Below are 25,851 nucleotides of genomic sequence, written 5' to 3' on the forward strand. Positions count from 1 at the left end.
ATCCTCGACGTCCCAAATTCCAGTCCAACCATTCCGGCCAAAACGCCGGTGGAAGTCCGAAAAACGCTGGATGGCAGACTGTTTGTCTGGTACAAAGGTAAGCCCTACCCCTTGATGGAAGCAACCCGGAACAAAGCGGCAAAAACTCCTGAAAAGAAAAAGGAGAGCTCAGAAAAGAAATCGTACAAGCCAGGACCTGATCATCCTTGGCGCAAATATAGGCCCACGAATTCAAAGGAACTGAAACCGGCTTGAATGAACTGAGGTCAAAGTAAATATATCAGTGACATATTCACTGACGCGTTAGTATGACATTTTCACTGACGCTTGACACGGTTTTCGCGGTGAAAAAAATCGTACAAAATCCGCCACCGTGCCGCGACAATAAAAAGCCCCCTGCCTTCACAAGACGCACGCGCAGGCAGGGGGCGACGATCAACATTCACTTCGGGGAGCGGCTTACGCCCGGATCTCCCCGGTCCATTTTATCATGCCGCCTTCCATATTGATCACTTTAAATCCTTTTTCCGCCATGAATTGAGAAGCCAACAAACTGCGGCGGCCGCTTCGACAGACCATCACATATGTTTTCTCCGGGTCCAGTTCTTCATACCGTTCCGGGAGATCCCCCAGACGGATGTGTGTTGCCCCGGGTATCATGCCCGTGGCCACTTCTTCATCCTCACGAACGTCGATGACGACAAGCTCGGGATCGTTTTGTGCCAAACGCGCTTCCAACGCCTGCGGTTCAATCGACTGTATGTCTTCCTCCATGCTACACATCCTTCCGGTAACCTTGTCATCTTCATTTTGGACAGGGGAGCGAAAAAAGTCAATGGGAGAGGATGGCATGCACGATCCATAGCCGCGGGAAGCATTGAAAGCCGTCCCATCTATTTATATACAACTGAAAAAAGGCATCGCCCACGCCCTTCTCTTCCATTTCAACCCCATGAAAAAAAGGGGGGAAACCCCCCTTTTTTCGTTGACGTCAATTGGCGACGATGTTGACCAGTTTGCCCGGAACCGTGATCACCTTACGGACCGTCTTGCCCGCGAGCCACTCTTTGATGACTTCGTCGTCCAACGCGGCCTTTTCCATCGCCTCTTTCGACGCATCGGCGGGCAGCGTCACTTTTGAACGGACTTTGCCATTCACTTGGATGACGACTTCCACCTCATCTTCCACCAACTTGTCCGGATCATAGGTCGGCCAAGTCGCCAGGCTGACCGGCGGTTCATTGCCCATGATTTCCCACAATTCTTCGGCGATGTGCGGCGCGACCGGCGACAACAGTTTCACGAAACCTTCGGCGAACGATTTCGGGATTTCTTTTTGTTTATAGGCTTCGTTGATGAACACCATCATTTGCGAAATCGCCGTATTGAAACGGACGTTTTCGTAGTCTTCGGTCACCTTTTTCACGGTCTGATGGTACGTTTTTTCAAAGCCCGGATCGACCGCGGCTTCCGGTTTGATCTTCGCGTCGAGTTTTCCGTCCTCACCGACGTACAGGCGCCAAATCCGGTCGAGGAAGCGGCGGGCGCCGTCCAATCCGTCGGTCGACCAAGGAGCCGAGGCTTCCAGCGGGCCCATGAACATTTCGTAAACGCGGAGCGTGTCGGCGCCGTGCGATTCGACGATGTCGTCGGGATTGACGACGTTCCCCTTCGACTTGCTCATTTTTTCATTGTTTTCGCCGAGGATCATGCCGGGGTTATACAAGCGTTGGAACGGCTCATCCGTCGGCACCACGCCGAGATCATACAACACTTTATGCCAGAAGCGGGCATACAACAGATGCAGGACGGCGTGTTCGGCCCCGCCGATGTAAACGTCGACGGGCAGCCATTTTTTCAATTTTTCCGGATCGGCCAACCGCTCTTTGTTGTGCGGATCGATGTAGCGCAAGTAATACCAGCAACTGCCCGCCCATTGCGGCATCGTGTTCGTTTCGCGCCGCGCTTTCATGCCCGTCTCGGGATCGACGGTGTTCACCCATTCTTCATTGTTGGCGAGCGGCGACTCTCCGGTGCCGGACGGCTTGATTTCATCCATTTCCGGCAGTTCCAAGGGCAGTTGGTCTTCGGGAATCGGCTTGATCGTGCCGTCTTCCAGGTGCAGGATCGGAATCGGCTCGCCCCAGTAACGTTGGCGGCTGAACAGCCAATCGCGCAGGCGGTAGGTAACCTTGCGCCGGCCGACGCCGTTTTCTTCCAACCATTCAATCATCCGGTTGATCGCTTCTTCTTTGTTCAAGCCGTTCAGGAAATCCGAGTTGACGTGTTCGCCGTCGCCCGTATAGGCTTCACGGTCGACGTCTCCTCCCTTGACGACCACGCGGATCGGCAGGTCGAATTTCTTCGCGAATTCCCAGTCGCGCTCGTCATGCGCCGGAACCGCCATGATCGCACCCGATCCGTAAGTCGCCAAAACGTAATCGGCGATCCAGATCGGCAGCTTTTCGCCGTTGACCGGATTAATCGCATACGCCCCCGTAAACACGCCCGTTTTTTCTTTGGAGAGTTCCGTGCGTTCCAGATCGCTTTTGCTTTCGATCGAGCGGCGATAAGCTTCGACGGCTTCGCGGCGGTCCGGGGTCGTAATTTGATCGACGAGGGCATGTTCCGGAGCGAGGACGAGGTACGTCGCGCCGAAAAGCGTATCCGGCCGCGTCGAAAAGACCGTGATGGTTTCATCATGCCCGTCGATGCGGAACGTGATCTCCGCGCCTTCCGATTTGCCGATCCAATTGCGCTGCATTTCTTTAATGTTTTCCGGCCAATCGAGTTTGTCGAGATCTTTCAGCAAGCGTTCGGCGTATTCGGTGATTTTCAGCATCCATTGGCGCATCGGCTTGCGGATGACCGGATGCCCCCACTCGCTTTTCCCGTCAATGACTTCTTCATTGGCCAAAACGGTGCCCAAGTCAGGACACCAGTTGACCGGCACTTCCGCCATATAGGCGAGGCCTTTTTTAAACAACTGAATGAAAATCCATTGCGTCCATTTGTAGTATTCCGGATCGGTCGTATTGATCTCCCGGTCCCAATCATATGAAAAGCCGAGCGATTTTAACTGTCTGCGGAAATTGTCGATGTTTTTGTTCGTGAAAACGCGCGGGTCATTGCCCGTCTTCATCGCATATCTTTCCGCGGGCAAACCGAACGCGTCCCACCCCATCGGATGAAGGACTTCATATCCTTGCATGCGCTTCATGCGCGCTAAAATGTCGGTGGCCGTATAGCCTTCCGGATGGCCGACGTGCAGGCCCGCCCCCGACGGGTACGGGAACATGTCTAATACGTAGTATTTCGGTTTGTCGGATTCGGTGTCGGTTTTAAAGGTTTTGTTTTCTTCCCAGTAGCGCTGCCATTTTTTTTCGATCTCCCGGTGGTTGTACGTCATGCCAATCCCTCCTGTACTTCACGCGACATAATGGATGTTCACCAAATAGTAAAACCTCCCGCCCTTAACCCGATCGTTAGGGACGAGAGGTTGATTCATCTACACATTCCCGCGGTACCACCCTGATTGACGCCAGAAAGGCGCCCGCTCATTGCTACCGGTAACGCGGTACGCGTCGTTCGCTATTGAGACATCCGTCCGTTCACGAACGCAACTCGGAGGGGAGTTCGGGCCGTTCCTTTCGTTGACTCGCACCGACCGTCAACTCTCTTCAGAAATTCCCGGCCTTACTAATCCTCGTCATCGCTTTTGATGATTTTAATTTGTATTGTATGCAACGGAACCGGCGATGTCAAGGCTTCCTACGCGTTTTTTCAAGTCCCGCGGGCCTCATCCCCGCGGTCGGTCTTGCGCGCAGGCACGCTTTGAAAATAGAAATTATGTCGCCCGGTGTTCGCCGATTTCCTTCCCGGCTTTCGCCCGTCGCGGTCGAGCCGCCGGCCCGCCTGCAGCGGACGGTCGTAGAAGACCGCCGTAACAGCCGCGCCCACATAAACGAAGAGCAAAATGAGGATCAGCGCATGCATGTTCAGCACATCGACCAAGATGCCGCCGACGAGCGGCCCGATCATGCGCCCCGCCGCTCCCGCGCTGTTGACGACCCCTTGATAAAACCCGGCTTTGCCCTCCGGCGCCAACCGGCTGGCGATCGTCGGCACCGCCGGCCACACGAGCATCTCCCCGAAAGTGAGGACGACCATAGCCAGCGCAAAACCGGCAAACGTACGGGCGAAAAACAATATGAAAAACGACAGCGCAAAAATCGCGATGCCCGTGAGCATCTGCGCCTTCAAAGACGGCATTTTTTGCGTTACCCACGAAACGATCGGCTGGCCGAGGACGATCAAGAGGCCGTTGATCGTCCATAACAGGCTGTACCGAGCGATCGGGATGTGCAGCGTTTGCGTATAAGCGGCGATCGTTGAAGACCATTGGACGTAAGCGAGCCAACAAAGCACCAACCCGATGCATAAGATGCCGAGCGCGATCAGCGGTTCTTTTTGCCGCGCCGGTGCCGCCGCTTTCGCCGAACGGGGAGGCCAAAGAGCCCCCACCCGCTTTTTTGGTTCAATGTTCCGGTACGCCACGCCGGCGAACACGGTGTAACACAAAAACAATAAAGCGTTGGCCGCAAAGGTGTATGTATAGGAAACGCCGGCGACGAAACCGCCGAAAGACGTGCCGAGCGCGACGCCCAAGTTTTGCGCGACGTAAACCGCGTTAAAAGGCCTGCGCCCGCCTTCCGGCCACACGGAACCCGCCAGCGCGTAAATCGGCGGGAAGATCATCCCAGTGCCGAACCCGATGAAAACGAGAAGAATCGAATAGGAAAGGGTGCCATGAAAAAAGACGAGCAAGCCGCCCGCCGCGGTCGTGAAAAAAAGGCCGCCCAGCACCGAGCGATAGCCGCCGATTTTATCGTACAACATTCCGCCGACCATGTTTCCGGCCATACCCGCCGCGGAATTCAACATGAGGATCGAACCGGCAAAGGTTAACGAATGGCCGAGCACATCATGGATATAAATGGTATTCAACGGCCACAAAAAGGACGATCCCGTCGTATTGATGACCACTCCAATGAGCAAAAACCATAAGCTTTTCGGCATCGCCCGTTCCCCCTCACCGCTTCCATCCCGGGTGTGGACCGTTGCACCATTTTCCGCGGAATTCTGATTTGGACAACAAACAGTTTAACCCCTTTGATCGCGTTTGACAATACAGAAAAGAGGGGCGCGGGAGGCCGGGGCGAACGACGGAGAACAAAACGCAGCTCTCCGCGCTTTACGTCGCCGCCTCTTGCGCCCGGGACGGCGGGGAAGCCATGCGGTGGTACAACACGCCGTTCAATAGAAAGAACCAACCGGCCGCCCCCGAGCCGCGGATCAATTGGCGGGCGAGGCGGCGGACGCGGCGGTTGCCCAGCACTTTTTGGTCGCCGAGATAGAGTCCGATCAACCCTTGCGTGATCATGCGATGAAAACGGGCATTCGGAAGGCCGGCGATGCTCGCGTTCGCCTGTCTCACAAAATAACGGAAGCGATCGACGAATGCTTTTTCGTCCTCATAGTAGAAACAAAAATTGAGATCGCCGCCGCGCTTGTCCTCTTCTTGATCGATAAAATAGTCGAGAAGGATGTGCAAACCTTGCACCCACGGGAAATATCCGTCTTTTATCTTGCGGACGAGCCGAGACATATCGCGGTTCACCGCGGCGTAGGCTACAATGCAAAAGACGCCGAGCGTCGATCCGCAGCAAGCGGAAAATTCGTACCATGCCAATGCCGGAAGGCGATCCCGCCACTGCTCAAACCATTTCTTTAGGCGGGGAACGCGCTCTTCCGGGACGACATGCTTATGTATCTGCAACGCGGTATAATAGTCGGCCAGTTCGTAAAGGACGGGTTGGATGTCGCGAAGCGCGGGGAGCGTCGCGAGAAAGCGCTGGCAAGCGGCGACCAGCGTGGCGAGATAGCCGCCATCGTTCCGCTCTTTGCGAAAACGGTAATAATCGCCGACGGCGCCGGGCGTTAAAGCGTCCGTCATGGCTTCGTGCAAGGCGCGGAAGTCGTCGGGATCGAGCGACGTGCTCCGGTCGCATAAATTATCGAGATAATCGCTGATCGTCTGATACGCGACAATAAACGCGACGACTTCTTCCCGGCGCGGTCCGGAAAGCAGACTGTAAATCGCGCCGCCATAACAATGGAAAGCCTTGGTCGAGAGGCTGGCGAGCGCTTGTTTTTTCAATTCCGGATCGGGAATGGCCAGCGCTCTTTGTTCCCAGTACGACAATTGCCGTTTGACGGCCGGGAGCACGTCGCGGCGAATCCGCCGCATGAGCGTCCAAGGTTTCGTCGGAATGTCCATGCAATCCCACCTTCCTTTTCTTTCGCTCGCCCCATCGCCCCAGGGCGGCGCAATCCTTTCGCCTTTTGAAACCGCCATTCCTTCAGGGAAGCCTGTGTTTTGCCCCGGATATCCGCCCCTGCCCAGCTTCATCGGCCGCTCTGCGGATCATCAACCGCTCGTCAGCATTTTTCCCGAAACGCTGCCGATTCTTTCCTGGAAGCCACGGCTGCAAAACTTATGGAAGTTTCGGCCGCCGATTAAAAATATGGGGCGATCGCCGCGATCATGTATTGAAAAACCGCTTCGCGTTCCGGTTCGTTAAATACTTCGTGAAATAAGCCGGGCCATTCCTTGTAATGTTTTCGGCCGATGCCGAGCATCTGATACCAATGGTACACCGCGCGCTTATCGACAATCCGATCCCGGCCGGCCTGCAGGATGAAGAGCGGTACATCGGGAAAGCGATCCGCTTTGGCGAACGCGTCGCCCATCGCCCGCTCCAGCTCGAAATACCAACGGATCGAAACCTTTTTGACGATGTACGGATCTTTGGCATCCTTTTCCAAAATGGTCTTGTTGCGCGTCGCATGCCGATTGTCGGCCGATCTTTTGATGGGAATGCGAAGTTTCGGAGCCCACGTATTCAAGGGGCGGGCGGCGCTTTTCAACCATCCCGGCGGCGGAATATACAAGCCTAGGCACGGCGAGGAAAGCACGACGGCGCGCGGCGTGATCGCTTTCTCCTGAAGCGTGCGGATGACCGCCAAACCGCCGAGGCTATGGCCGATCAATAATAACGGACGGTCGAACGCGCCGGCGGCGGCGATCCAATTGGAAATTTCGTGAATATATTCCTCAAAATGATCGATGTGGCCGCGGCGGTGCGGATTTTTGCCGTGACCCGGCAAATCGCCGATCACCACGTGAAAACCGGCCGAAAGCAAACGGCGGCTCAGCCATTCGTAACGCCCGTGATGTTCACTGGCTCCGTGGACAACGACCGCGCATCCCAAGGGTTTTTTAACTTTGGTCCGGTACACCCGCATCGCGATATCCCCTTTATGCCTTTCTCTCATCATATGAAAAACGGCGCAAAATCTCCAACGGCGCAAAAAATTTTGCCTCGATCGCTCGTTTTTCAGCGAGAAGCGCGGCGTTTCCAAAGCCCGGCTCCGGGATTATAAAAAAAATGCCTGCCACCGGACGTGGCAGGCGAGTATCGGTTTATTTCAACGCCTCTTCGCGCAGTATGCTTGCTTTGTCGGTTTTTTCCCACGGCAAATCGATGTCCGTGCGGCCGAAATGCCCGTACGCAGCGGTCTGTTTGTAGATCGGGCGCCGCAAATCGAGCATTTTAATAATGCCCGCAGGACGCAAGTCGAAATGGCGGCGGACAAGCTCGACCAACACGTCTTCGGAAACACGGCCGGTGCCGAAAGTATCGATCGAGATCGACACGGGCCGGGCGACGCCGATCGCATAGGCCAATTGGACTTCGCATTTATCGGCCAGGCCGCTGGCGACGATGTTTTTCGCCACATAACGGGCGGCGTAGGCTGCCGAACGGTCGACTTTTGTCGGATCTTTGCCGGAGAAGGCGCCGCCTCCATGGCGCGCGTAACCGCCATAGGTATCGACGATGATCTTCCGGCCGGTCAAACCGGCATCGCCTTGCGGACCGCCGATGACAAAGCGGCCGGTCGGATTGATGAAATATTTCGTCCGGTCGTCGATGAGTTCTTCGGGAACGACGGGACGAATGACTTGTTCTTTCACGTCGCGCTCGATTTGCGCTTGTTCGATTTCAGGATGATGTTGCGTCGAAACGACAATCGTGTCGATGCGGACCGGTTTGCCGTTTTCATCGTATTCGACCGTCACTTGCGTCTTGCCGTCCGGGCGCAAATACGAAAGCGTCCCGTCTTTCCTCACTTCCGCAAGGCGGCGGGCCAACCGGTGGGCGAGCGAAATCGGCAGCGGCATGAGTTCCGGCGTTTCATTGACGGCAAACCCGAACATCAGTCCTTGGTCGCCCGCGCCGATCGCCTCGATTTCATCATCGGACATGGTGCCTTCTCGGGCTTCGAGCGCCCGATCGACCCCGCGCGCGATGTCCGGGGATTGCTCATCGATCGACGTTAAAACGGCGCACGTGTCGGCGTCAAAACCGTATTTCGCCCGGTCATAGCCGATCGCGCGTACGGTATCGCGAACGATCGTCGGGATGTCGACGTACGTGCTCGTCGTCAACTCGCCCGTAACCAATACCAATCCCGTGTTGACGGCCGTTTCGATCGCCACGCGTGCGTTGGGATCGTGCGCCAACACTTCATCCAGGATGGCATCGGAGATTTGATCGCATATTTTATCAGGATGCCCTTCCGTCACAGATTCCGACGTAAAAAGGCGTCTCGAAAATTTTTTCTCCATCTCAGTCCTCCTCACTGTCGAATGAATCGGCCGCGTCCGACGTCCATGATTTGCGTCTCCTGCAATAGCCGAATCCGCATAATATCTTTAACATTTAAGGTATATCACGGTTTGATAGAAAAAGCAAAAAAATTTTTATGGTAAAGCGCGGGGGTAAACGCCGCTTCCGGAACACCCTTTCTTTTTACTATATATAATGCCGTTGGCGACTAAAAGGTTTTTCATCTTTCTAACGGGCATGGTCCCCCATTCGCCGGGCAAACTATAATCGGCCTCCAATTTTTATACGTCGGAAAGGCGGCCCCTGTTCCCAATTTGGAACCGCGGGCCCAAAGCGCCTCCATATTTCAATGGTTGGCCTTAAAACACGCCTAATATGCGTGCCGTTTTCATATTTAGTATGGACTATTTATCAATATGTGTTATACTAATTAGTGGATACAACGCGAAGTTCCTTGGCGGCATGCCGGCCGCGCCGCCAACCGCCCGAAAAAATTTATTTATTAAAAAGGATGGATGGTTACGGAATGAATACGATCTCCATAGCTTCCGGCATTGATTTGCTGCAAATGGACGGCACTTGCGTCAATCCGTCCGCGACGTGGTTGATCGAGAAAGCGGTCATAAACGGAGAAGGGGTGTTGACCGAAACCGGCGCTTTAGCCGTCACAACGGGAAAATATACCGGACGATCGCCGAAAGACAAATTTATCGTGGAAGAACCCGACACGGCCGGGCGCATCGATTGGACGAACAATCAGCCGATTTCCGAGAAAACGTTTGACAAGTTGCTCGCCAAAGTCGTCCGCTATTTAAACGGGCTGAAAGAAAAATACATTTTTAAGGGCTTCGTCGGAGCGGATCCGAAGACGCGCCTCTCGGTTCAAGTCATTAACGAATTTGCATGGCACAATCTATTTGCCCGGCAACTGTTCATCCGTCCGACGGAAGAAGAGCTCGCCCGGTTCGTGCCCGAGTTCACCATTCTTTCCGCCCCCGGCTTTAAAGCCGATCCTTCTGTAGATGGCACGCGGTCGGAAGCTTTTATCATCATTTCGTTTAAGAAAAAAATCGTGCTCATCGGCGGAACGTCTTACGCCGGCGAGATTAAAAAATCGATGTTTACCGTGATGAACGGCCTGTTGCCGGAAAAAGGCGTCCTATCCATGCATTGTTCGGCCAACGTCGGGGAAGAAGGCGACGTCGCTCTGTTCTTCGGCTTGTCCGGAACCGGAAAGACGACCTTGTCCAATGATCCCTGCCGCCGGCTGATCGGCGACGACGAACACGGATGGTCCGATTCCGGGGTTTTCAACATCGAAGGCGGCTGCTATGCGAAGACGATCCGCCTTTCCCGTGAAAAAGAACCGCAAATCTGGAATGCCATTCGCTTCGGCGCCGTCTTAGAGAACGTCATCGTCGACCCGCAAACGCGCCGAGCCGACTATGACGACGCGTCCTTGACCGAAAACACCCGCGCGGCTTATCCGATTGATCACATCCCGAACATCATCCAAGGGGGAATCGCCGGCCACCCGAAAACGATCATCTTTCTTACGGCGGACGCGTTCGGCGTGCTGCCCCCGATCAGCAAACTCACGAGAGAACAGGCCATGTACCACTTTTTGTCGGGCTACACGAGCAAACTCGCCGGCACCGAACGGGGCGTAACGGCTCCGCAAGCCACGTTTTCCACGTGTTTCGGCGCGCCGTTTTTGCCGCTCTTTCCCACCGTGTACGCGAAAATGCTCGGGGAAAAAATCACCGCCCACGACGTTGACGTCTACCTCGTCAATACCGGCTGGACGGGCGGACCTTACGGAGAAGGCGAACGAATTCCGCTGCCCTACACGCGCGCCATGGTCCAAGCCGCGCTTCAAGGCGAGCTGCGCGATGCGTTTACCGTCACCGATCCCATCTTCGGTTTTCGGCTTCCGACGCACTGCCCCGGCGTGCCAGATCGCATTCTGCAGCCGAAAAGAACTTGGAAAGATCCGGAAGCCTACGAACAAAAAGCGATGGAACTCGCTAAAAAATTTAAGGAGAACTTCAAAAAATTCGCTGAAGTATCGGAGGAGATTAAAGCGGCTGGACCGCGGATCGATTGAGGGGATTACGGCCGTCATCGTTCGGCGGGGCGGCCGTTTTTTTATGCTTTAAAAAAGAAAATGCTTTTTAATATAAGCCATGCAGTTTGTGAGCACTTCGTCTTTCATCATAAAGGAAAAGCGCTGGTTTTCCTTGATGTCCTCAGGAATCTCATCTATAAAAACGGGACCGTTCGTTTCCATATAGTTTTCTTTCAACTGAACGGCATCGACTTTCGCAAAATACACGTTTTTAATGATGGTTCCGCTCTTGCCTTCCACTTTGTACTGCCCGATGTACTTGAGCTCGGCGACGCGCCCGCCCGTTTCTTCGAACACTTCCCGAACCGCCGCTTCTTCAGGCGTTTCCCCGCGCTCCACTTTACCGCCGGGAAATTCCCAGCCGCGATGCGGATGTTTGGTCAGGAGCCATTGTTCGTGGAAGCGGCAAATCACCCAGACATGCTTCGGACGGTGGGAAAACGGGTGGTATTGGAACGAAAAAGTGACTCGGTTCCGGTAATAATCCGAAAACGTCTCTTTATATTTCATTATGACTCAATCATCCCGTTTCTTCATATTCCGTTCAAACGTCAATTTTTACAAAAACATTTTATCCGAGCCGTCCCTTTTTTGTCCAATGAAGGAAACACACATCACCGCAGAAAATCATGCATCCGGACGTTTTCCCGTTTGTTTGCCTTCATTCCGCATATCAGTCGGCCGTTCTTCACCATCGGGCGTCAGCGGCGAAAAAGCGCAGCGTGCGTTCCAGCTGTCGGCCGAAGCGGTCGGGCACGCTGACAGCGGCCGCCGTCAGCGCACTCCGTCCATGCGGCTGACTTCGCCCTTCATTGCATTCAGATGTCTCTTCCATTCTTCTTCCAACTCGGTTAAGGTCAACGATTGTAGCTCACGTTCTTTGACGCGATCCCCCAGTACCGCAAGCAGCGTATGAATGATCTGCTTTTTTCGGGATTCGACGGCGTTTCTCAATAAATTCACATGGTTCAATCCTCTTTCACTCCAAACCTTTTTCCTCCAGTGTGCCCCTTTTACGCGCCGATTAATCGGCGATTTGGCAAAGGGCGGGCTTCCGTCATCCAGGTAAAAAGAGAACAACCCTTCATCCGGCATGTATATGTCGTGCCGAGCAAAAGGTGCGGGCAGAGCAAAAACGCTTCGGATAAAGACCGGGCAGACCGGACAATCTATGTTTAAGTCGCACACATTCTCACACTCGAGGGATGGAGCATGGAAAAGAAACGCTATTATATCACCGTGGGGTCCGGAGAGATTTTGCCGGAGAAAACGTTGTCCGAATGGGAGTTTGAAATCGACGCCACCGAAGCCGAAGTGCACGAATTGGAAAAGTTGTTCAGGGAAACGGATGAGGAATCATGGGAGAATTATTGGCGGGCGCACATCCCTTTTATGGAATACGACGAAAAAGTCAATGAAGGGGTCGACGATCAGTTAAGGCGCGTCTATGCGATGATTTACCGATTGGGCACCGAGGAAACGAAAGCCCATATCCGGTCCATGAACATTCTTTAAAAGCATCGTATCGCCCGTGGAACGCGTTGAACTTCAAGGCGGCCGATCCGCGGCGATCGGAAAAAGTCTTTTACGCCGAGGCGGAAAACGCCGGACGTGAACGGGCCGGTGAGCGTTCCGAGCGCATTATATCGATCGAAACGATGTATAAAATCGCCATCGGACGGTTAAACTGATCATACCCTAACCCCAACACTTTCATCCATTCCTGCCGTCGTCGGCAGGAACTTTTTTGTTCCCGCTTCCGAAAAGAAACATCCTCCCCGCCGCCGTCCCTTAAAGGCAAACCCGGCTGGCCATTGAAAGCCGTCCGATAAACACGACATTTCTCTTCTGACCGCGGCGAAACTTCGAAAACAGCGAGCAACACGCGCTTCCTCTACGTTTCTGTCACCGAGACGACATCGCTCCCTTCACCATGCCGCAGCGCACCATCCAAACGTTTGTTTTGGCAAACCGACGAAAACGGACGTACAATACGGGTGAAAGCCGTGGAAACCGCCTTTAAAGGAGAGAAAGGCATGAAGGCCATCGGAACCGTGATCAACAAATCGGGAAAGGCGATCGCCATCTTTCAAGTCAAGCCTGACGTGGTGGGCGATCCGAAGAAAGCGAAAACCTATCGGGAACGCTTGCGGCGAAACTTTCGCACCGTCCCCATCGTTTTGATCAGTTTAAAGGACGGCCGGCTTGTTTTTGAAGGCGACGAGAAAGACATTCAGCTCATTAAAGACGACGATATGGCGCGTTATTATTGGAGAGGGTATCAAATATAATCCGCGCCGGACGCGGCCGAGGAAAACGTTCCGTTTTTGCGCCCATCGAGTCGGACCATCGTCTCACACCTTTTCAACCTGGCCGTCCGCCCACCATTGTTCCGCCAACGCTTGCAGCCCTTCGCCGTTCAAATTACCGAGCATATCAATAAAATCGGGATCGTTTAAAAGGGTGCGGATGTCCTCGATGCCGTTGTGGTCGCCAATGATCGAGCCGAACCCTTGATTTTGTTTTTTATGGCTTTCAAACTGTGTCGGATAATTGTTGCCCATATTCAAACAAGACGCATCGCTGATCGATCCGATCCGGAGTTCGCCGATGAGAAACACCGGCGACAACAGGTTGGCCGGAAATCCGTTTTCTCTCGCCACAACCGTCCCCCCAATGTTTCCAAAAACGTCGATTCCCTCCACGCACAAGTCGAGCGGACGCAGCGCACCGCTTGATCGATGACCGGCCCGCGCGCGTGTTCCAGACGCGCCGGAAGGAACATTCAATCGAAGAAGAACAAAAAACACCGGTGCAGATTCCCCAAAAATGTTGCACTGCCCGGCAACGCGTGCATAATCTATCGCAAAGAGGAAATGACGCACATTAAAGTTCAAAGCCGTCGCATTGAACACATTTCCGCAGCGGCCGTCTAACCTGCGCGCGCCGCTTCACGTGCGGCAGCCGCCGGTTCCATGCGGTAAAACGGCCGATTAAAACATGTGTATGTCTCCTATGAAACGGTTATGACCCATCGGATAAAGGAGCACTTGGGATGAATCCGTTTATCGATCCCGATGAACTGAAAACTTATATGGAAAAATGGCGCCAACCCTTCTTGGAAAATTTTCCGTTTGGCGGGGACGCGATTCACAAACAAGTGATGGAAACGCTCCAATATTTTTTGCCCGGTTTTTTAACCGGCCAAACCGCTCAGCGACAAGCCCGATCGCGTCCCGAACCTCAAGTCTTTGAAACCCACGATTTCGTCATCGTCCGCATTCCCTTGGCGCAGGACGACGACGGCAAACCGCGTTTATCCGTAGACGCCTATCATTTATACGTCAGCCGACTGCCCGGGCAAAAAGATGCGCTGACGATCCAGCTGCCGTCGCCGGTCAAACCGAAATCGGCCAAAGCGGAATTCCGGAACGGGATTTTGGAAGTCCGTCTGGTCAAGCACGGCTACGACCCGACGGCCGAGATCAACATCGACGAAAAACGGTAGACGGGGGATCGCCCTCCGTGCCGCATGATGCTTGTTTATTTCAAATATCCGGCTCTCGTCAAGATCATTCGCCCCATCGGATTGAGATTTGCGATCGGATCATTGAGCGAAAAATACTTGAGTTCGAGCCCTTCGTCGTCATTGATCCTCGGCGTGCCGGCGATCCCCGCCGCTTCATACACGGCGACGACATTGTACACTTCATCCCCATGGGGATATTTATAATAAAACGCCTCGCCGGATAACACCGTCACAAATTGAAAGGAGCTCGCCGCGAGGCCCGCTTCCTCATACAATTCCCTCGCGGCGGCTTCCTCGAGCGACTCCCCTAATTCCAAAGCGCCGCCGATCGTCCCCCAATCGCCGCTATCCGTTCGTTTTTGCAGCAAGACTTGGTCTTTTTCGTTCTTAACGATGACGGCGACGCCGACCATGATGATCGGCCGCGTCCCGATGAGTTTTCGCAGTTCTTGTATGTATCCCATGGATCAGCTCTCCATTCGTGAATTGAATTGAGCGCGCGGCGTCCGGCAGGAAACGCCAAGCCGCCTTCCCGAACACTTGTAGCGGTCGAAGCGATCGGTCTATAATTGAAAAAGCAAAACTTTTTATCATTTGGGAGTTGTGATCATGGACATCCAAACTATGACGGCGGCGGAACTACTCGAGCGCTATCGGAACCGATCGCTTTCGCCGGTCGAAGTGACGGACGAGCTTTTTAAATACATCCGGGAATGGAACCCGATCCTGAATGCCTTCGTCACGTTGAACGAAGAAGAAGCGCGCGAGCAGGCCAAACGCGCCGAGGCCCGTTACCGACGCGGGGAAAACCCGTTGCCATTGGAAGGCGTGCCCGTCGCGATCAAAGATTTGACAAATACGAAAGGCTTGCGCACCACTTACGGGACGCCGCTTTATAAAGACCACATCCCGGACCGTGACGCCACGGTCGTCCAGCGTCTGAAGGCCGCCGGGGCCATCATTATGGGCAAAACGAATACGCCGGAATTCGGATACAAAGCGACGACGGATAACCCGTTGTTCGGCGCGACGCGCAATCCGTGGAATCCCGAGACGAACGCCGGAGGTTCCAGCGGCGGTTCGGCGGCGGCCGTCTCCGCCGGTTTCGTGCCGCTCGCCGAAGGCAGCGACGGCGGCGGTTCGATCCGCATACCGGCCGCCCTTTGCGGCGTGTTCGGCTTTAAGCCTTCATACGGACGCATCCCGTACGATAACCATCTCAACGGCATTTTCGGGACGCATGAACCGTTTTTGCATTACGGGACGCTGACGCGTTCCGTCCGCGACGCCGCGCTCATGTTTGACGTGATGAAAGGAGAGGCGGCGACCGACCCGTTTTCCCTTCCCGATTCCGGATGGTCGGCGTTTAAGGCCCTGGACGTCGAAATCGACCGATCGCTGAAAATCGGCTGGACGCTCGATTTCGGAATGTACGAAATCGACCACGAGGTCGCGCGCGTTTTTCAAGACGCCATCGACGCCTTGGCCGACGACGGTTGGGACATCCAAGTCGTCGAAGTGCGCTTCGGCAAAACACTCCGGGAATACATTGAGTTCTTCGAGCGTCTGTGGACGGTCGGCTTGGCGGCAGGCTGCAAAGAGGAAGCCGACGCGCACCCGGAAGCCTTTTCAAAAAGCTTTTTGGAAATGGTCGAACGCGGCACCCGGCTGACGGCGGTCGAATTCAAACGGCTTGAAGAAGACCGGGCCGCCCTTTGGCACATCATGCAAGGCATTTTTTCCGAATACGACATTTTCATTTCGCCGACCGTTGCGGTTCCCGCTTTCCATTGGTCATGGGAAGGCCCGCCGGCCATCAACGGCAAACCGATCAAAGCCGATTCGGATTGGGTCATGACGCAAATCTACAACCTGACGGGGCATCCCGCGATTTCGATTCCCATCGGGCTCACGAAAGACGGCCTGCCCGTCGGCCTTCAAGCCGCAAGCGGCAGGCTCCAGGATGAAAAACTGCTCCGCTTTGCCTACATGTATGAACAACGCTTTGCAACGCTCGCCGGCCGCGTGGCGAATCGGATGATGACTCCATAAGCGTGTCAACGCCCAGCCAAAGGCATCTTGGACAGTCTGCCGACGCGCTGCGCCAGACGCCAGTGGGCAATCTGAACCGTGAAATCCGCTCGAACGGATGGATTCCCGTCGCGAGGCGATTTAGAAAAAGCTTTCCAGCGGCCGACCGCTCTGGAAAGCTTTTTCTTATGCTGCCCAACCCAAAGACGGGAGGGTGCGTCTTGCCGCGAACTGTTCTTGCGCCAGCAAAAAGAAAGTGGACGGCTCGACGCGGCGTTTCCGAGGCCTGCCGGGAAAGGATCACCGCCCCATCCAGGCGAGAGCCGGAAAGGAATCGCACATCCGAGCCGCTTGCAGACTATAAAACCGTGACTTGCAAAGTGCCGATGCCTTCAATCGTGGCAGCGACATCATCCCCCGGATGGAGCGGGCCGACACCGGCAGGCGTTCCCGTCAGGATGACGTCCCCGGGTTCGAGCGTCATCACTTCGGTGACGGCGGCGATGATTTTTTCGACGGAGTGCACCATATCGCTTGTATGGCCGTCTTGCTTCGTCACGCCGTTCTGCGTCAGTTTGATGGAAAGGTTGCGGGGATTGACGTCCGTCGCGACGAACGGTCCGATCGGCTTGTAGGTCGGATAGGATTTCGCACGCGTGTACTGGCCGTCGCGGGCTTGCAAATCGCGATCGGACACATCGATGGCGACCGTGTAGCCGAAGACGACATCCAAGGCCTCGGCTTCCGTAACCCGATGGGCTTTTTTGCCGATGACAACCGCCAATTCCGCTTCATAGTCGATGCGGTGAGTCGGTTTGGCCAACCGTATCGATTCCCCCGGGCCGATGATGGCGCTGGGCGACACCATAAACATCATCGGTTCTTTCGGAAGCGGCTTGTTTTGTTCCTTCGCGTGATCGACGTAATTGAGCCCGATAGCGATGACTTGCTTCGGCTCAACGGGGGCAAGCCACTTGACGTCTTCAAGGCGATACACGCGATCCGTCGGCACCGCCGGTTCGTCGAGATAGGTGCCGAGAAGTTCGATGACGCGGTCGCCGTCAACCATGCCGTGCTTGATTTCACCGTTGTATAGAAACCGTCCATACTTCATCACGGGGTCCCCCTTTTGGAAAAGATAATATTCATATCGATTGAACGGCATGCCATCCAGGCTGTCCTGCTCAGAAGCTTCGATCCGGTTTTCGTGAGTGGTAAACGCCGCCGAATTGACTTTATTTTACCATATTTATCATAAATGAAAGAGAAAAGCCGGCGGCGGGCAACAAATGGGAGACGCAGCGGCGTGCCGTTGCGGTGCATGCTTTACCGCCATCTCCCCAAAGCGCAACCGCTTTCAATGGCTGCCGCACAGGGGGGGCGGGGTTATCGAAAATGAGCGTTTCTCAAATATTGTTCAATCACCGGCACCGTTTTGTCCCCGATGATCAGCATGGCGAGCGCCCACGGAAAGATTCCGATAAACGTCAAACATAAAAATCGCAGCGGACCGACCTTCGTCAAGCCGGCGACATAGGAAATGTAATTGCCGACGCCGAAAGGCCGCGCGAGCGCGATGCTCCAAACGCCATACTTGTGAAACCAATTTCGCGCTTTTTTTACCCCTCTTTTCAATTTAGACGGCAAGAGATTTTCCAACTTATAGGCGATGGCATAGGGAATTAAGCTCGCGATGCTGTAAAAAAAACTCATGCCCGCCGCAACGGCGGACGCTTCCAAAATATTGAGGGGCATCATGTAGCCGTAGGCGAGGACGACGACGATTCCGGGAAAAGGGATCGATGCGCCCTCAATGAACATGGTCAAAAACAAGCCGATGAGGCCGATGCCGTTCAGCCATTCCGAAAGACTATGAATCAAAAGGAAGCTTCCTTTCTTCACGCGCACAAACGGTGTTTTTATTTAAAGTATATCTTCACATGGTCGCATCCGTCAGCCTTTTTATGAAAAAACCCCGGCGAACGCATGGCGGCGCGGCCTTTTCGGTTGATATGAAACCTCCGTACCGGCCGGCGGTGACTTGCAGCATGGCTTGGCCCACCGCGTCTCCGACCAATGCGTGCCTCGATTCGCCCGCAGCTTACTCTTTTAACCTCCGCGGAAGGGCGGCCGCGCCTTCCGATCTTGCCGATTTTGGAAAGCGGAGATTTCGGGCTGTTTCCCGCCGCCCGCTTATGGTATAACTGATTCAAGTCAGAAAGAACCATTCTGGCGAGGAGGATGTCTATGCTTGCCGTCCTGGAAAGCGGAACGATGGGGACGGGAACGGTTCACCACATCGCCTGGCGCGCGACCGATCGCGCGGAACAGGAACAGTGGCGCGACTGGATTTTCGAAAAGGGATTGCACCCGACGTCCGTCATCGATCGCCGTTATTTTACGTCGATTTATTTCCGGGAATTCGGCGGCATTCTGTTTGAAATCGCGACGGATGGCCCCGGCTTTCTCATCGACGAACCGGCAGACCGCCTGGGCGAAACATTGAAGCTGCCGGAATGGCTGGAACCGCATCGGCAGGCGATTGAAGCGCGCTTAAAACCCGTCCGCTTAGATGGAGGCGATCAACCGTGATTCACATCTTTGAACCGGGTGACCATCCGGATCAACCCACCCTTTTGCTCCTGCACGGAACGGGGGGAACGGAACGCGATTTACTCGGGATCGGCCGCATGATATCGGCCGACGCGGCGCTGTTAAGCGTGCGCGGCAACGTCTTGGAAAACGGCATGCCGCGGTTTTTTCGCCGCCTTGCCGAAGGCGTCTTCGACGAGGCCGATCTAGTGTTTCGCACCCGCGAATTGAACGATTTTCTCGACGAAAGCGCAAAAACATACGGTTTCGACCGCAACCGTGTCGTCGCCGTCGGTTATTCCAACGGCGCCAACATTGCGGCCAGCCTCCTCTTTCATTATCCCAAAGCTTTAAGAGGAGCGGTGTTGTTCCATCCCATGGTGCCCCGGCGCGGCATTCCGCTGCCCGATCTCAGCGGCACGCCCGTCTTTATCGGGGCGGGAAAAAACGATCCCATGTGTCCCCCGGAGGAAACGGAGGAATTGAACCGCTTGCTCTCAGATGCAGGCGCCCGCGTCGACGTCGCATGGAGCAACCACGGGCATCAATTAACGCCCGGTGAAGTGAAAAACGCCGTGCGATGGTACCACACCCATTTTGCTTAATCTCTGTGGATGGGCAGGCGTACTTTGCTCGCCTTTTTACCCCTGGCGTGACGCTTTGGAGAGGGAGCGGTGCCGAAAGTATCCGCCTCGGTCGAAAGTCTGAAATCAGATTCCTTCTTTTTTCGAATGGACGACGTCTTCCGGTTTAGCTAAATTAGGCTTACCTGCACAAATTTGAAAGGGAGACGGACATGAGATTCAGAGACTTTCACATCAACATCAAGATCCGCGTGATCGAAACGTTTACGAGCCGCCTCGTCGGCGGCATGATCTTCCCATTTATGGCGATCTATCTCGCCGCCCACTTCAGCGCGAAACTGACCGGCATGATGCTCATCTTCAACGTATTGATCGGAATGATCGCCAAATTTATCGGCGGTTATTACGCGGACATCATCGGCAGAAAAAAGCTGATGGTGACCGCTGAAGTTTTGCGGCTAATCTCCTACATCATGATGGCGGTCGCCAATTCGCCGTGGTTCGAATGGCCGCTTCTCACTTTCTTTATGATGACGGTCAACAACATCTGTTGGGGGCTCGCCGGCCCGGCCAACGACGCGATGCTCATCGACGTGTCGACGCCGGAACAACGCAAATATATGTATTCCATCACTTATTGGGCGAACAATCTCTCCATCGCCATCGGGGGCATCCTCGGCGGTCTCTTTTTCCAATCCCACTTATTTGAACTTTTAGTCGCGATCGCCTGCGCCGAATCGATCACCGTCATCCTGGTCGTCTTCTTCATCCAAGAAAGTTTGGCGACCGCGCATCGCGATGGAACACCTTCCGTCAGTCCCATAGGCATGTTTAAAGTTTACAGAAACGTCTTAAGAGACCGCTTATTTGTTCTGTTTATCCTCGGCAACATGCTCATCTTTACAATGGAAGATCATTTGACGAATTATATCGGCATCCATTTAAGCGATGCCTTCCCGACACAGCATTTTTGGCACTGGGATATCGACGGCGTGAACATGCTCGGTTTCTTAAGAACCGAGAATACCGTCCTGGTCGTTTTGACCTCCTTGCTGGCGGTCCGGCTGATCGCCAAATTCAAGGACCGTTCCGTTCTGCTTATCGGTTCGTCCCTGTTTGTCGCGGGCTACACGGTGATCTCTTACACGACGAATATCTGGCTGCTTTTTCTTTTCATGATCGTCGCCACCTTAGGCGAAGTCATCCGCGTGCCGGTCCTCCAATCCTACATGGCGCTCATCCCGCCAGACGATGCGCGCAGCTCTTACATGGCGGTCAGCGGGCTCGATTGGAACGGCGCGGCGCTGATCACGTCCTTGTTCATTTCGCTCAGCGCCTATCTATCGCCCTTTTGGATGAGCGCCGCCATTTTTGCCCTCGGCTTCTTGGGCATCTTGTTCTATGTCCTCGCCCTGCCCATGTTGGAAGCCCGCCAAGCAAGCCAAGGCCGCCCCACGGCCCGCACGGCCCCATAACGCCGATGGAGCGACGCGCGGCGGCATCGACGGACAAAGTTGCATAGGATCGGCTTCAACGGTTCGCTCGAGCTGCCCGCCAAACGTCCAAAATAGCTTTTCTCGGTCAAACGCTTTTGGTTAAATTGAAAATTTAGGGTATACTAAAGTCAGCATCGTCTTAAGGGGGTTATTATGGCGTTTAACAAAAATAACCGGGAACCGATTCCGGAAGCCGAAACGGATGTCTGGGTCTGCACGAATGACGAATGTTCGGGTTGGATGAGAGACGCCTTTTCCTTTGAAAAGGAACCGAAGTGCCCCTTATGCCAATCGGACATGGAGAGAGAAACGCGCATGTTGCCGGTGATCGAATGATTCTTTTAAATGGAAAGCGCCCTTTCCGACAGCCCGTCGCGCCGTTCGGCGCGGCGGATTTTTTTCGAAAAGGGCGCATTGACGATCCGGTCAGGAGCGAGCGTTTTCGATCAATTTTTTGATGTCTTCCATCAGTGCTTCGTTATTCTTGCGGATGAGCTCGCTCAAGCCTTCCCGCAAGCGTTCGACATCCATCGTATCGCCTTGTTTGAGCACGTGTTGGTCCAGGATGCGGGCCAATTCCACCTCGGAAATCCCGTACGTTTTCGACATGGATCTACCTCTCCTTTTCCAGAAAAAATCCTCATCCATTTCGGAGAAATGTTCAAAAACGGGACAGAAGTTCCCCGACGGTTGATTCCCGTTTCCATTTTCAAGAATATACCAAATCGAATCGCAATGACAACCGTTTGAGTATAGCGGAATGGCGGATCCGTGCGGAAGACGTTCAATTCCGCTGACAAAGGGACCGCCCCTTCGACGGCTCGGCGTCATCGTTGAACAGGAAGCCGTCGCCGCCCGCGCCGCCTTAAAAAATTGGGAAAAAAACGATGGCGAACCCTTACTGAGCGCGGATATGATTCGGCAAATTTCCCAATACAGAGAATCTTGCAAGTATGTTAGAATGAAAGCGAAAATTTCAAGGAAATCGGTGGAAGGAGCTTCTAAAAAGGCTGATGCCTCTCATGAAAACTCCCTAATCCCATCCCCACCGATGATGTTTCCTTCCTTCGGTTGGGACAACCGTCTGTGAGGAAACCGGCATTCGCCGGCATCAAGTCCTTGAATGATGACCCCCTATTTAATCCCTTTTCACCCGGACGATTCCCCCCGTCCGGTCTTTTTTTATTCGGCGAAACGGACCAAAGGCCATCAACGTTGCTCTTCAATCGATTTAAGGGTTCCGCTGGATTTTGTTTGCCCTTTTTGCCATGCGAAAAGGAACCAGGAAAGTGCCGTGTCGTGCGGCGCCATGACGAACTCACAACATTCGAAGCTTGGATTTATTGCATACCGCCGATTTCCGCGCTATTTTTTACGCCTTCATTTAAAATTTTATCGTTTCCGTTCAACGGGGGGTTTTCGCTGCAAGGTCTGTGCTTTCATGGACGGAAAAACTCCGACTTAGGTCTTAGAAAAGATTCAACTCAAGTTGTGAAGACAGCGCCCGATATAGATGCTATCCTAGTAAAGGCCTTCCAAAATGATGGACAACGACAAGTTTTGAGAGGAGAATGCACGGAGTATGAGAGAATTAACCAAATGGTCGTTTAAAAACAGAGCGGCCATGGTCGTCCTCGTGGTATTTATATTGGGATTGGGCGTGATCAGCTATCTGCGTCTGCCGATGGAATTCCTTCCGGAAGCGGACAATCCGCAAGTGACGGTCGTCACCCTCGGACAAGGATATAACGCCGAGTCCATGACGCAGTCCGTCACGGAACCGATTGAAAACGCGGTCTCATCCGTCAAGGGAAAGACGGACATCCTGTCCACGACCGGTGACGGCTACTCCCAAGTCAACATTTTCTTTGATTCAGACACGGATATGAAAGAGGCTAAGCGGGAAGTCGCTGACGCCATCAGCTCCCTTAATTTGCCTCAAGGCGTTGAAAAGCCGACCGTCGTGCAATTGAACACGACGATGATCCCGATCGCCGAAGTCGGCATCACGTTTGCCGACGGTTTATCCAAGGCGAAGATGGAAGAAGCCGATAAAGACATCTTGCCGAAATTCCAGGATATCAAAGGTGTCGCCGATGTCGTCGAATACGGCAAGGTCAATCCCAACGTCACCGTCCAAATCGATGAGAAAAAGCTTGAGAAATACCATATTCCTCTTCAGACGGTGATGGGCCTCTTGCAAGGCCAAAACGTGACCGTCGCCGTCGGCGATAAATCCATCGACGGCAAGATGAGCAATCTGAAAGTGAGCGGGGATCTCACCTCCCTTGACGACTTGAAAAACTTGGTCGTTCCGATCGATGCACCGGGTGCGCCGGTCGTTCGCTTAAAGGACATCGCCACCGTCCACCTCGATGACGGAAAACAAGGCATCACCCGTATGAACGGGAAGGAAGTGCTGGCCATTTCCTTTACGAAAGAGGCGAAAGCCAGCGCGGTCGACGTCGGCAAGGAAATTGAAAAGACGGTCAAAGAACTGAATAAAGAGCGCACGGATCTTCACGCCGATGTCATCTTTTCGACGTCGAACATGGTTGTCGACTCGGTGAACAGCCTGTTGCGGGAAGTGCTGTTGGGCGCCTTGTTTGCGACCATCGTCATCGTCTTGTTCTTGCGCAATCTGCGTTCGACGCTCATCACCATTGTTTCGATCCCGCTCTCGCTTGGATTGACGCTGTTCCTTTTATGGCAATCCGGCATCACGCTGAACGTCCTGACCTTGGGCGGCGTGGCGGTGGCCATCGGCCGCTTGGTGGACGACAGCATCGTCGTCGTGGAAAACATTTTCCGGCGTTCGCAAAAGGGCGGTTTTAACAAAGACACCATCCTTGAAGCGACCGGCGAAGTCGCCAAAGCCATCACGGCCTCGACGTTAACAACGGTCGCCGTCTTTCTCCCGATCGGCCTCGTCAACGGCTCGCTCAGGGCCTTCATTCTGCCGTTTGCCTTAACGGTGACGTATTCGCTTCTGGCCTCTCTCATCGTCGCGCTGACGGTCGTCCCGCTCATGAGCGCCTGGTTGCTCAGGGGATCGAAACTGCCGAAACACCGCGAACCGAGGCTGTATATGAAGCTTTTGCGCTGGAACTTAAACCATAAATTCGTTCCCATCGTTGCGGCCATCGCCATGTTCGCCGGATCCATTGCCTTGTATGTGGCGTTGCCCAAAGGGGCCATCAGCGCCGACAACGCGGAAATGGTCAACGTGACGATGACGTATCCGAGCGATACGCCGATCGCCAAGGTTCAAAAAGAAGGAACAGCGCTGGAAAAAGATTTGCTGAAGCTTGACGGTTATAAGGTTATCCTCACTCAACAAGGCAATAGCGACGATATGGCGAAGTACGGCGAAGTCACCGATCCGACCCAAGTCAACTTTACCGTCATACTGAAAAAAGATGCGGATGCCGATAAATTCATGGATCAGGTGAAGGCCTTTAAAAAGGATTTCCCGGACGCCGAAATCGCCGTCGAACCCGGTTCATTGACGGGCAGCTCCAAATCGGAGATCACTTATGACCTGATCGGCAAAAATACGGCCGATCTCGAAAAAGCGTCCCGTGACATCCTGGCGGCGATCGACGGTGTAAAAGACATCAAAAAAGTGTCAACCAATCTGCAAGAGAAAAAGCCGGTTTACACCTTTACCGTCGATCCGTCTAAAGCCAAAACCCAAGATGTCGCCGCCCAGCTTAACGCTCTGTTAAATCCGACGCCGATCGGGACGATCACGCTCGACGGCAAAGAAACGAAAGTCTTATTGGAAACGAATCTCAACCCGGCCAGCAAAGACGATTTGAGCAAATTGCAATTGATGACGCCGAAAGGCCAAGTGCCCGTCACTGCGGTCGCCAAAATTGAGCGCAGCGAACAGACGAGCACGATTCTCCACAAAGACGGCGATCCGTTCATCCGGATCACGGCCGACGTGCAGCCGGAGAAACTTTCCTCCGTTGCGCAAAACATCGATCAGAAACTCAAAAACGTCCACTTGCCGAAGGGCGTAAAACTCGTTAAGGGCGGCGCCCTCGAGCAACAATCGGACGATTTTACCGATCTCGGTTTAACCGCGCTCGTTTCCATCGGCATCGTTTACTTGATCATGGTCATCACATTCCGGTCGATCCGCACGCCGCTCGCCATCTTGATGACCTTGCCGCTCGCCTCCATCGGCGCCGTGCTCGGGTTGCTCATCTTCCGGATTTCCGTTGACCCGACGGTGCTCTTGGGCGGGCTGATGTTGATCGGCATCGTCGTCACCAACGCCATCGTATTGATCGATCGCGTCAAACAAAACGAAGCGCGCTTGCCGATTCGCGAAGCGATCATCGAATCGGCCGCCACCCGTACGCGTCCGATCTTCATGACGGCGATCGCCACGATCTGTGCGATGCTGCCGCTCTTGTTCGCTCATCACGAGGAAATGAGCCTCGTATCCAAAGGGCTGGCCGTCGTCGTCATCGGCGGTTTGGCCGTCGCGACCGTCTTGACCTTGATCATCGTCCCGGTGTTCTACGAACTGTTCTACTTCAAAAAATCCAAGAAGCAACGCCGGCACGCCGGGCAGCAAAAAGAGATCGTCGGATGAATGTCCAGCAGCCCCCGCACCGCGGTTTCCCGGTGACGGGGGCTGTGCATTTGCCGAGATGTCTTGGCGGCCTCGTTCCGGCGGAACCCAGCGGCGAAAGAAGCGAACGCGTAGAGCGGCGTTCAAATC

General features: G+C 54.2%; 24 protein-coding genes, 1 pseudogene and 1 other annotated feature. Of the genes and pseudogenes, 12 read left to right on the forward strand and 13 right to left on the reverse strand.

Going from position 1 to position 25,851, the window contains the following annotated elements:
- Window positions 1-255, forward strand: a pseudogene (locus tag CCB157_RS17560) (ISNCY family transposase); the annotation flags it as partial.
- Window positions 256-459: 204 nt separating this feature from the next.
- Here CCB157_RS17560 and CCB157_RS05500 read toward each other — a convergent pair.
- The 6 genes from CCB157_RS05500 to metK form a co-directional block, all read right to left on the reverse strand.
- Entirely contained in the window at window positions 460-774 is a 315-nt protein-coding gene (locus tag CCB157_RS05500; protein WP_238594606.1) for a rhodanese-like domain-containing protein, read from the reverse strand.
- A 217-nt stretch (window positions 775-991) separates the two neighbouring features.
- Window positions 992-3,409 carry a leucine--tRNA ligase gene (leuS, locus tag CCB157_RS05505; RefSeq protein ID WP_077614915.1) on the reverse strand — a complete coding sequence of 806 codons (2,418 nt, stop codon included), beginning with the start codon at window positions 3,407-3,409 and terminating at the stop codon, window positions 992-994.
- A 75-nt stretch (window positions 3,410-3,484) separates the two neighbouring features.
- Window positions 3,485-3,722, reverse strand: a binding site (T-box leader).
- Window positions 3,723-3,783: 61 nt separating this feature from the next.
- Complete coding sequence (locus CCB157_RS05510; protein ID WP_077614916.1) at window positions 3,784-5,079, reverse strand: MDR family MFS transporter; 1,296 nt, start codon at window positions 5,077-5,079, stop codon at window positions 3,784-3,786.
- A gap of 175 nt (window positions 5,080-5,254) precedes the next feature.
- Window positions 5,255-6,340 (reverse strand): tetraprenyl-beta-curcumene synthase family protein, encoded by a 1,086-nt coding sequence (locus CCB157_RS05515; RefSeq protein WP_077614917.1) that lies wholly within the window; start codon window positions 6,338-6,340, stop codon window positions 5,255-5,257.
- A gap of 239 nt (window positions 6,341-6,579) precedes the next feature.
- Window positions 6,580-7,368, reverse strand: a complete 789-nt coding sequence (locus CCB157_RS05520) for an alpha/beta fold hydrolase (RefSeq protein WP_077614986.1) — start codon at window positions 7,366-7,368, stop codon at window positions 6,580-6,582.
- Window positions 7,369-7,546: 178 nt separating this feature from the next.
- Window positions 7,547-8,752: a methionine adenosyltransferase gene (metK, locus tag CCB157_RS05525; RefSeq protein ID WP_077614918.1), complete on the reverse strand. Its 1,206-nt coding sequence runs from the start codon at window positions 8,750-8,752 to the stop codon at window positions 7,547-7,549.
- 527 nt (window positions 8,753-9,279) lie between these two features.
- On the opposite strand from metK, the gene pckA reads away from it, so the two are divergent.
- The gene (pckA, locus tag CCB157_RS05530) at window positions 9,280-10,860 is read left to right on the forward strand and encodes a phosphoenolpyruvate carboxykinase (ATP) (RefSeq protein WP_077614987.1); all 1,581 of its coding nucleotides are present in this window, start codon (window positions 9,280-9,282) and stop codon (window positions 10,858-10,860) included.
- A gap of 48 nt (window positions 10,861-10,908) precedes the next feature.
- On the opposite strand, the gene ytkD is transcribed toward pckA, so the two are convergent.
- Together ytkD and CCB157_RS17990 are read right to left on the reverse strand one after the other, a co-directional pair.
- On the reverse strand, window positions 10,909-11,391 hold the full coding sequence (gene ytkD / locus CCB157_RS05535; RefSeq protein ID WP_077614919.1) for an RNA deprotection pyrophosphohydrolase: 483 nt from the start codon (window positions 11,389-11,391) through the stop codon (window positions 10,909-10,911).
- A gap of 264 nt (window positions 11,392-11,655) precedes the next feature.
- On the reverse strand, window positions 11,656-11,976 hold the full coding sequence (locus CCB157_RS17990) for a hypothetical protein (protein ID WP_238594607.1): 321 nt from the start codon (window positions 11,974-11,976) through the stop codon (window positions 11,656-11,658).
- 117 nt (window positions 11,977-12,093) lie between these two features.
- Between CCB157_RS17990 and CCB157_RS05545 the strand changes: the two genes are divergently transcribed.
- From CCB157_RS05545 to CCB157_RS05550, 3 genes are all read left to right on the forward strand, one after another.
- Window positions 12,094-12,396: a hypothetical protein gene (locus CCB157_RS05545; RefSeq protein ID WP_077614921.1), complete on the forward strand. Its 303-nt coding sequence runs from the start codon at window positions 12,094-12,096 to the stop codon at window positions 12,394-12,396.
- Window positions 12,397-12,422: 26 nt separating this feature from the next.
- The gene (locus tag CCB157_RS17565; protein ID WP_158077221.1) at window positions 12,423-12,572 is read left to right on the forward strand and encodes a hypothetical protein; all 150 of its coding nucleotides are present in this window, start codon (window positions 12,423-12,425) and stop codon (window positions 12,570-12,572) included.
- Window positions 12,573-12,917: 345 nt separating this feature from the next.
- Window positions 12,918-13,172, forward strand: a complete 255-nt coding sequence (locus CCB157_RS05550) for a hypothetical protein (protein WP_143286937.1) — start codon at window positions 12,918-12,920, stop codon at window positions 13,170-13,172.
- Window positions 13,173-13,235: 63 nt separating this feature from the next.
- Here CCB157_RS05550 and CCB157_RS05555 read toward each other — a convergent pair whose 3' ends face one another.
- Window positions 13,236-13,544 (reverse strand): hypothetical protein, encoded by a 309-nt coding sequence (locus CCB157_RS05555; RefSeq protein ID WP_077614923.1) that lies wholly within the window; start codon window positions 13,542-13,544, stop codon window positions 13,236-13,238.
- A 392-nt stretch (window positions 13,545-13,936) separates the two neighbouring features.
- Here CCB157_RS05555 and CCB157_RS05565 point away from each other — a divergent pair, with 392 nt between their 5' ends.
- Window positions 13,937-14,389 (forward strand): Hsp20/alpha crystallin family protein, encoded by a 453-nt coding sequence (locus tag CCB157_RS05565; protein WP_077614925.1) that lies wholly within the window; start codon window positions 13,937-13,939, stop codon window positions 14,387-14,389.
- Window positions 14,390-14,424: 35 nt separating this feature from the next.
- On the opposite strand, the gene CCB157_RS05570 is transcribed toward CCB157_RS05565, so the two are convergent.
- Complete coding sequence (locus CCB157_RS05570; RefSeq protein WP_077614926.1) at window positions 14,425-14,874, reverse strand: NUDIX hydrolase; 450 nt, start codon at window positions 14,872-14,874, stop codon at window positions 14,425-14,427.
- Window positions 14,875-15,019: 145 nt separating this feature from the next.
- Between CCB157_RS05570 and CCB157_RS05575 the strand changes: the two genes are divergently transcribed.
- Window positions 15,020-16,462 (forward strand): amidase, encoded by a 1,443-nt coding sequence (locus CCB157_RS05575; protein WP_238594608.1) that lies wholly within the window; start codon window positions 15,020-15,022, stop codon window positions 16,460-16,462.
- Between the two features lie 337 nt (window positions 16,463-16,799).
- On the opposite strand, the gene CCB157_RS05580 is transcribed toward CCB157_RS05575, so the two are convergent.
- Window positions 16,800-17,555 (reverse strand): fumarylacetoacetate hydrolase family protein, encoded by a 756-nt coding sequence (locus tag CCB157_RS05580; protein WP_077614927.1) that lies wholly within the window; start codon window positions 17,553-17,555, stop codon window positions 16,800-16,802.
- A 272-nt stretch (window positions 17,556-17,827) separates the two neighbouring features.
- Window positions 17,828-18,322 carry a DedA family protein gene (locus CCB157_RS05585; RefSeq protein WP_077614928.1) on the reverse strand — a complete coding sequence of 165 codons (495 nt, stop codon included), beginning with the start codon at window positions 18,320-18,322 and terminating at the stop codon, window positions 17,828-17,830.
- A gap of 366 nt (window positions 18,323-18,688) precedes the next feature.
- Here CCB157_RS05585 and CCB157_RS05590 point away from each other — a divergent pair, with 366 nt between their 5' ends.
- The 4 genes from CCB157_RS05590 to CCB157_RS05605 all read left to right on the forward strand — a co-directional run bounded on the left by CCB157_RS05590 (window position 18,689) and on the right by CCB157_RS05605 (window position 21,449).
- Window positions 18,689-19,033 carry a VOC family protein gene (locus CCB157_RS05590; RefSeq protein WP_439951306.1) on the forward strand — a complete coding sequence of 115 codons (345 nt, stop codon included), beginning with the start codon at window positions 18,689-18,691 and terminating at the stop codon, window positions 19,031-19,033.
- The gene (locus tag CCB157_RS05595) at window positions 19,030-19,638 is read left to right on the forward strand and encodes an alpha/beta hydrolase (RefSeq protein ID WP_077614930.1); all 609 of its coding nucleotides are present in this window, start codon (window positions 19,030-19,032) and stop codon (window positions 19,636-19,638) included. The genes CCB157_RS05590 and CCB157_RS05595 overlap by 4 nt, the downstream gene beginning before the upstream one ends.
- A 191-nt stretch (window positions 19,639-19,829) precedes the next feature.
- Window positions 19,830-21,092, forward strand: coding sequence for an MDR family MFS transporter (locus CCB157_RS05600; protein ID WP_077614931.1), 1,263 nt, complete (start codon window positions 19,830-19,832; stop codon window positions 21,090-21,092).
- A 174-nt stretch (window positions 21,093-21,266) separates the two neighbouring features.
- The gene (locus CCB157_RS05605) at window positions 21,267-21,449 is read left to right on the forward strand and encodes a cold-shock protein (RefSeq protein ID WP_077614932.1); all 183 of its coding nucleotides are present in this window, start codon (window positions 21,267-21,269) and stop codon (window positions 21,447-21,449) included.
- 90 nt (window positions 21,450-21,539) lie between these two features.
- Here the strand turns inward: CCB157_RS05605 and CCB157_RS05610 are convergent, their stop codons facing one another.
- Window positions 21,540-21,722 carry a hypothetical protein gene (locus CCB157_RS05610; protein WP_077614933.1) on the reverse strand — a complete coding sequence of 61 codons (183 nt, stop codon included), beginning with the start codon at window positions 21,720-21,722 and terminating at the stop codon, window positions 21,540-21,542.
- 973 nt (window positions 21,723-22,695) lie between these two features.
- Here CCB157_RS05610 and CCB157_RS05625 point away from each other — a divergent pair.
- A complete protein-coding gene (locus CCB157_RS05625) occupies window positions 22,696-25,722 on the forward strand; it encodes an efflux RND transporter permease subunit (RefSeq protein WP_077614936.1) in 3,027 nt (1,008 codons plus the stop codon).
- Window positions 25,723-25,851: the final 129 nt, after the last annotated feature.

The sequence above is a fragment of the Caenibacillus caldisaponilyticus genome (assembly GCF_002003465.1).
GTDB lineage: Bacteria > Bacillota > Bacilli > Bacillales > Sporolactobacillaceae > Caenibacillus > Caenibacillus caldisaponilyticus.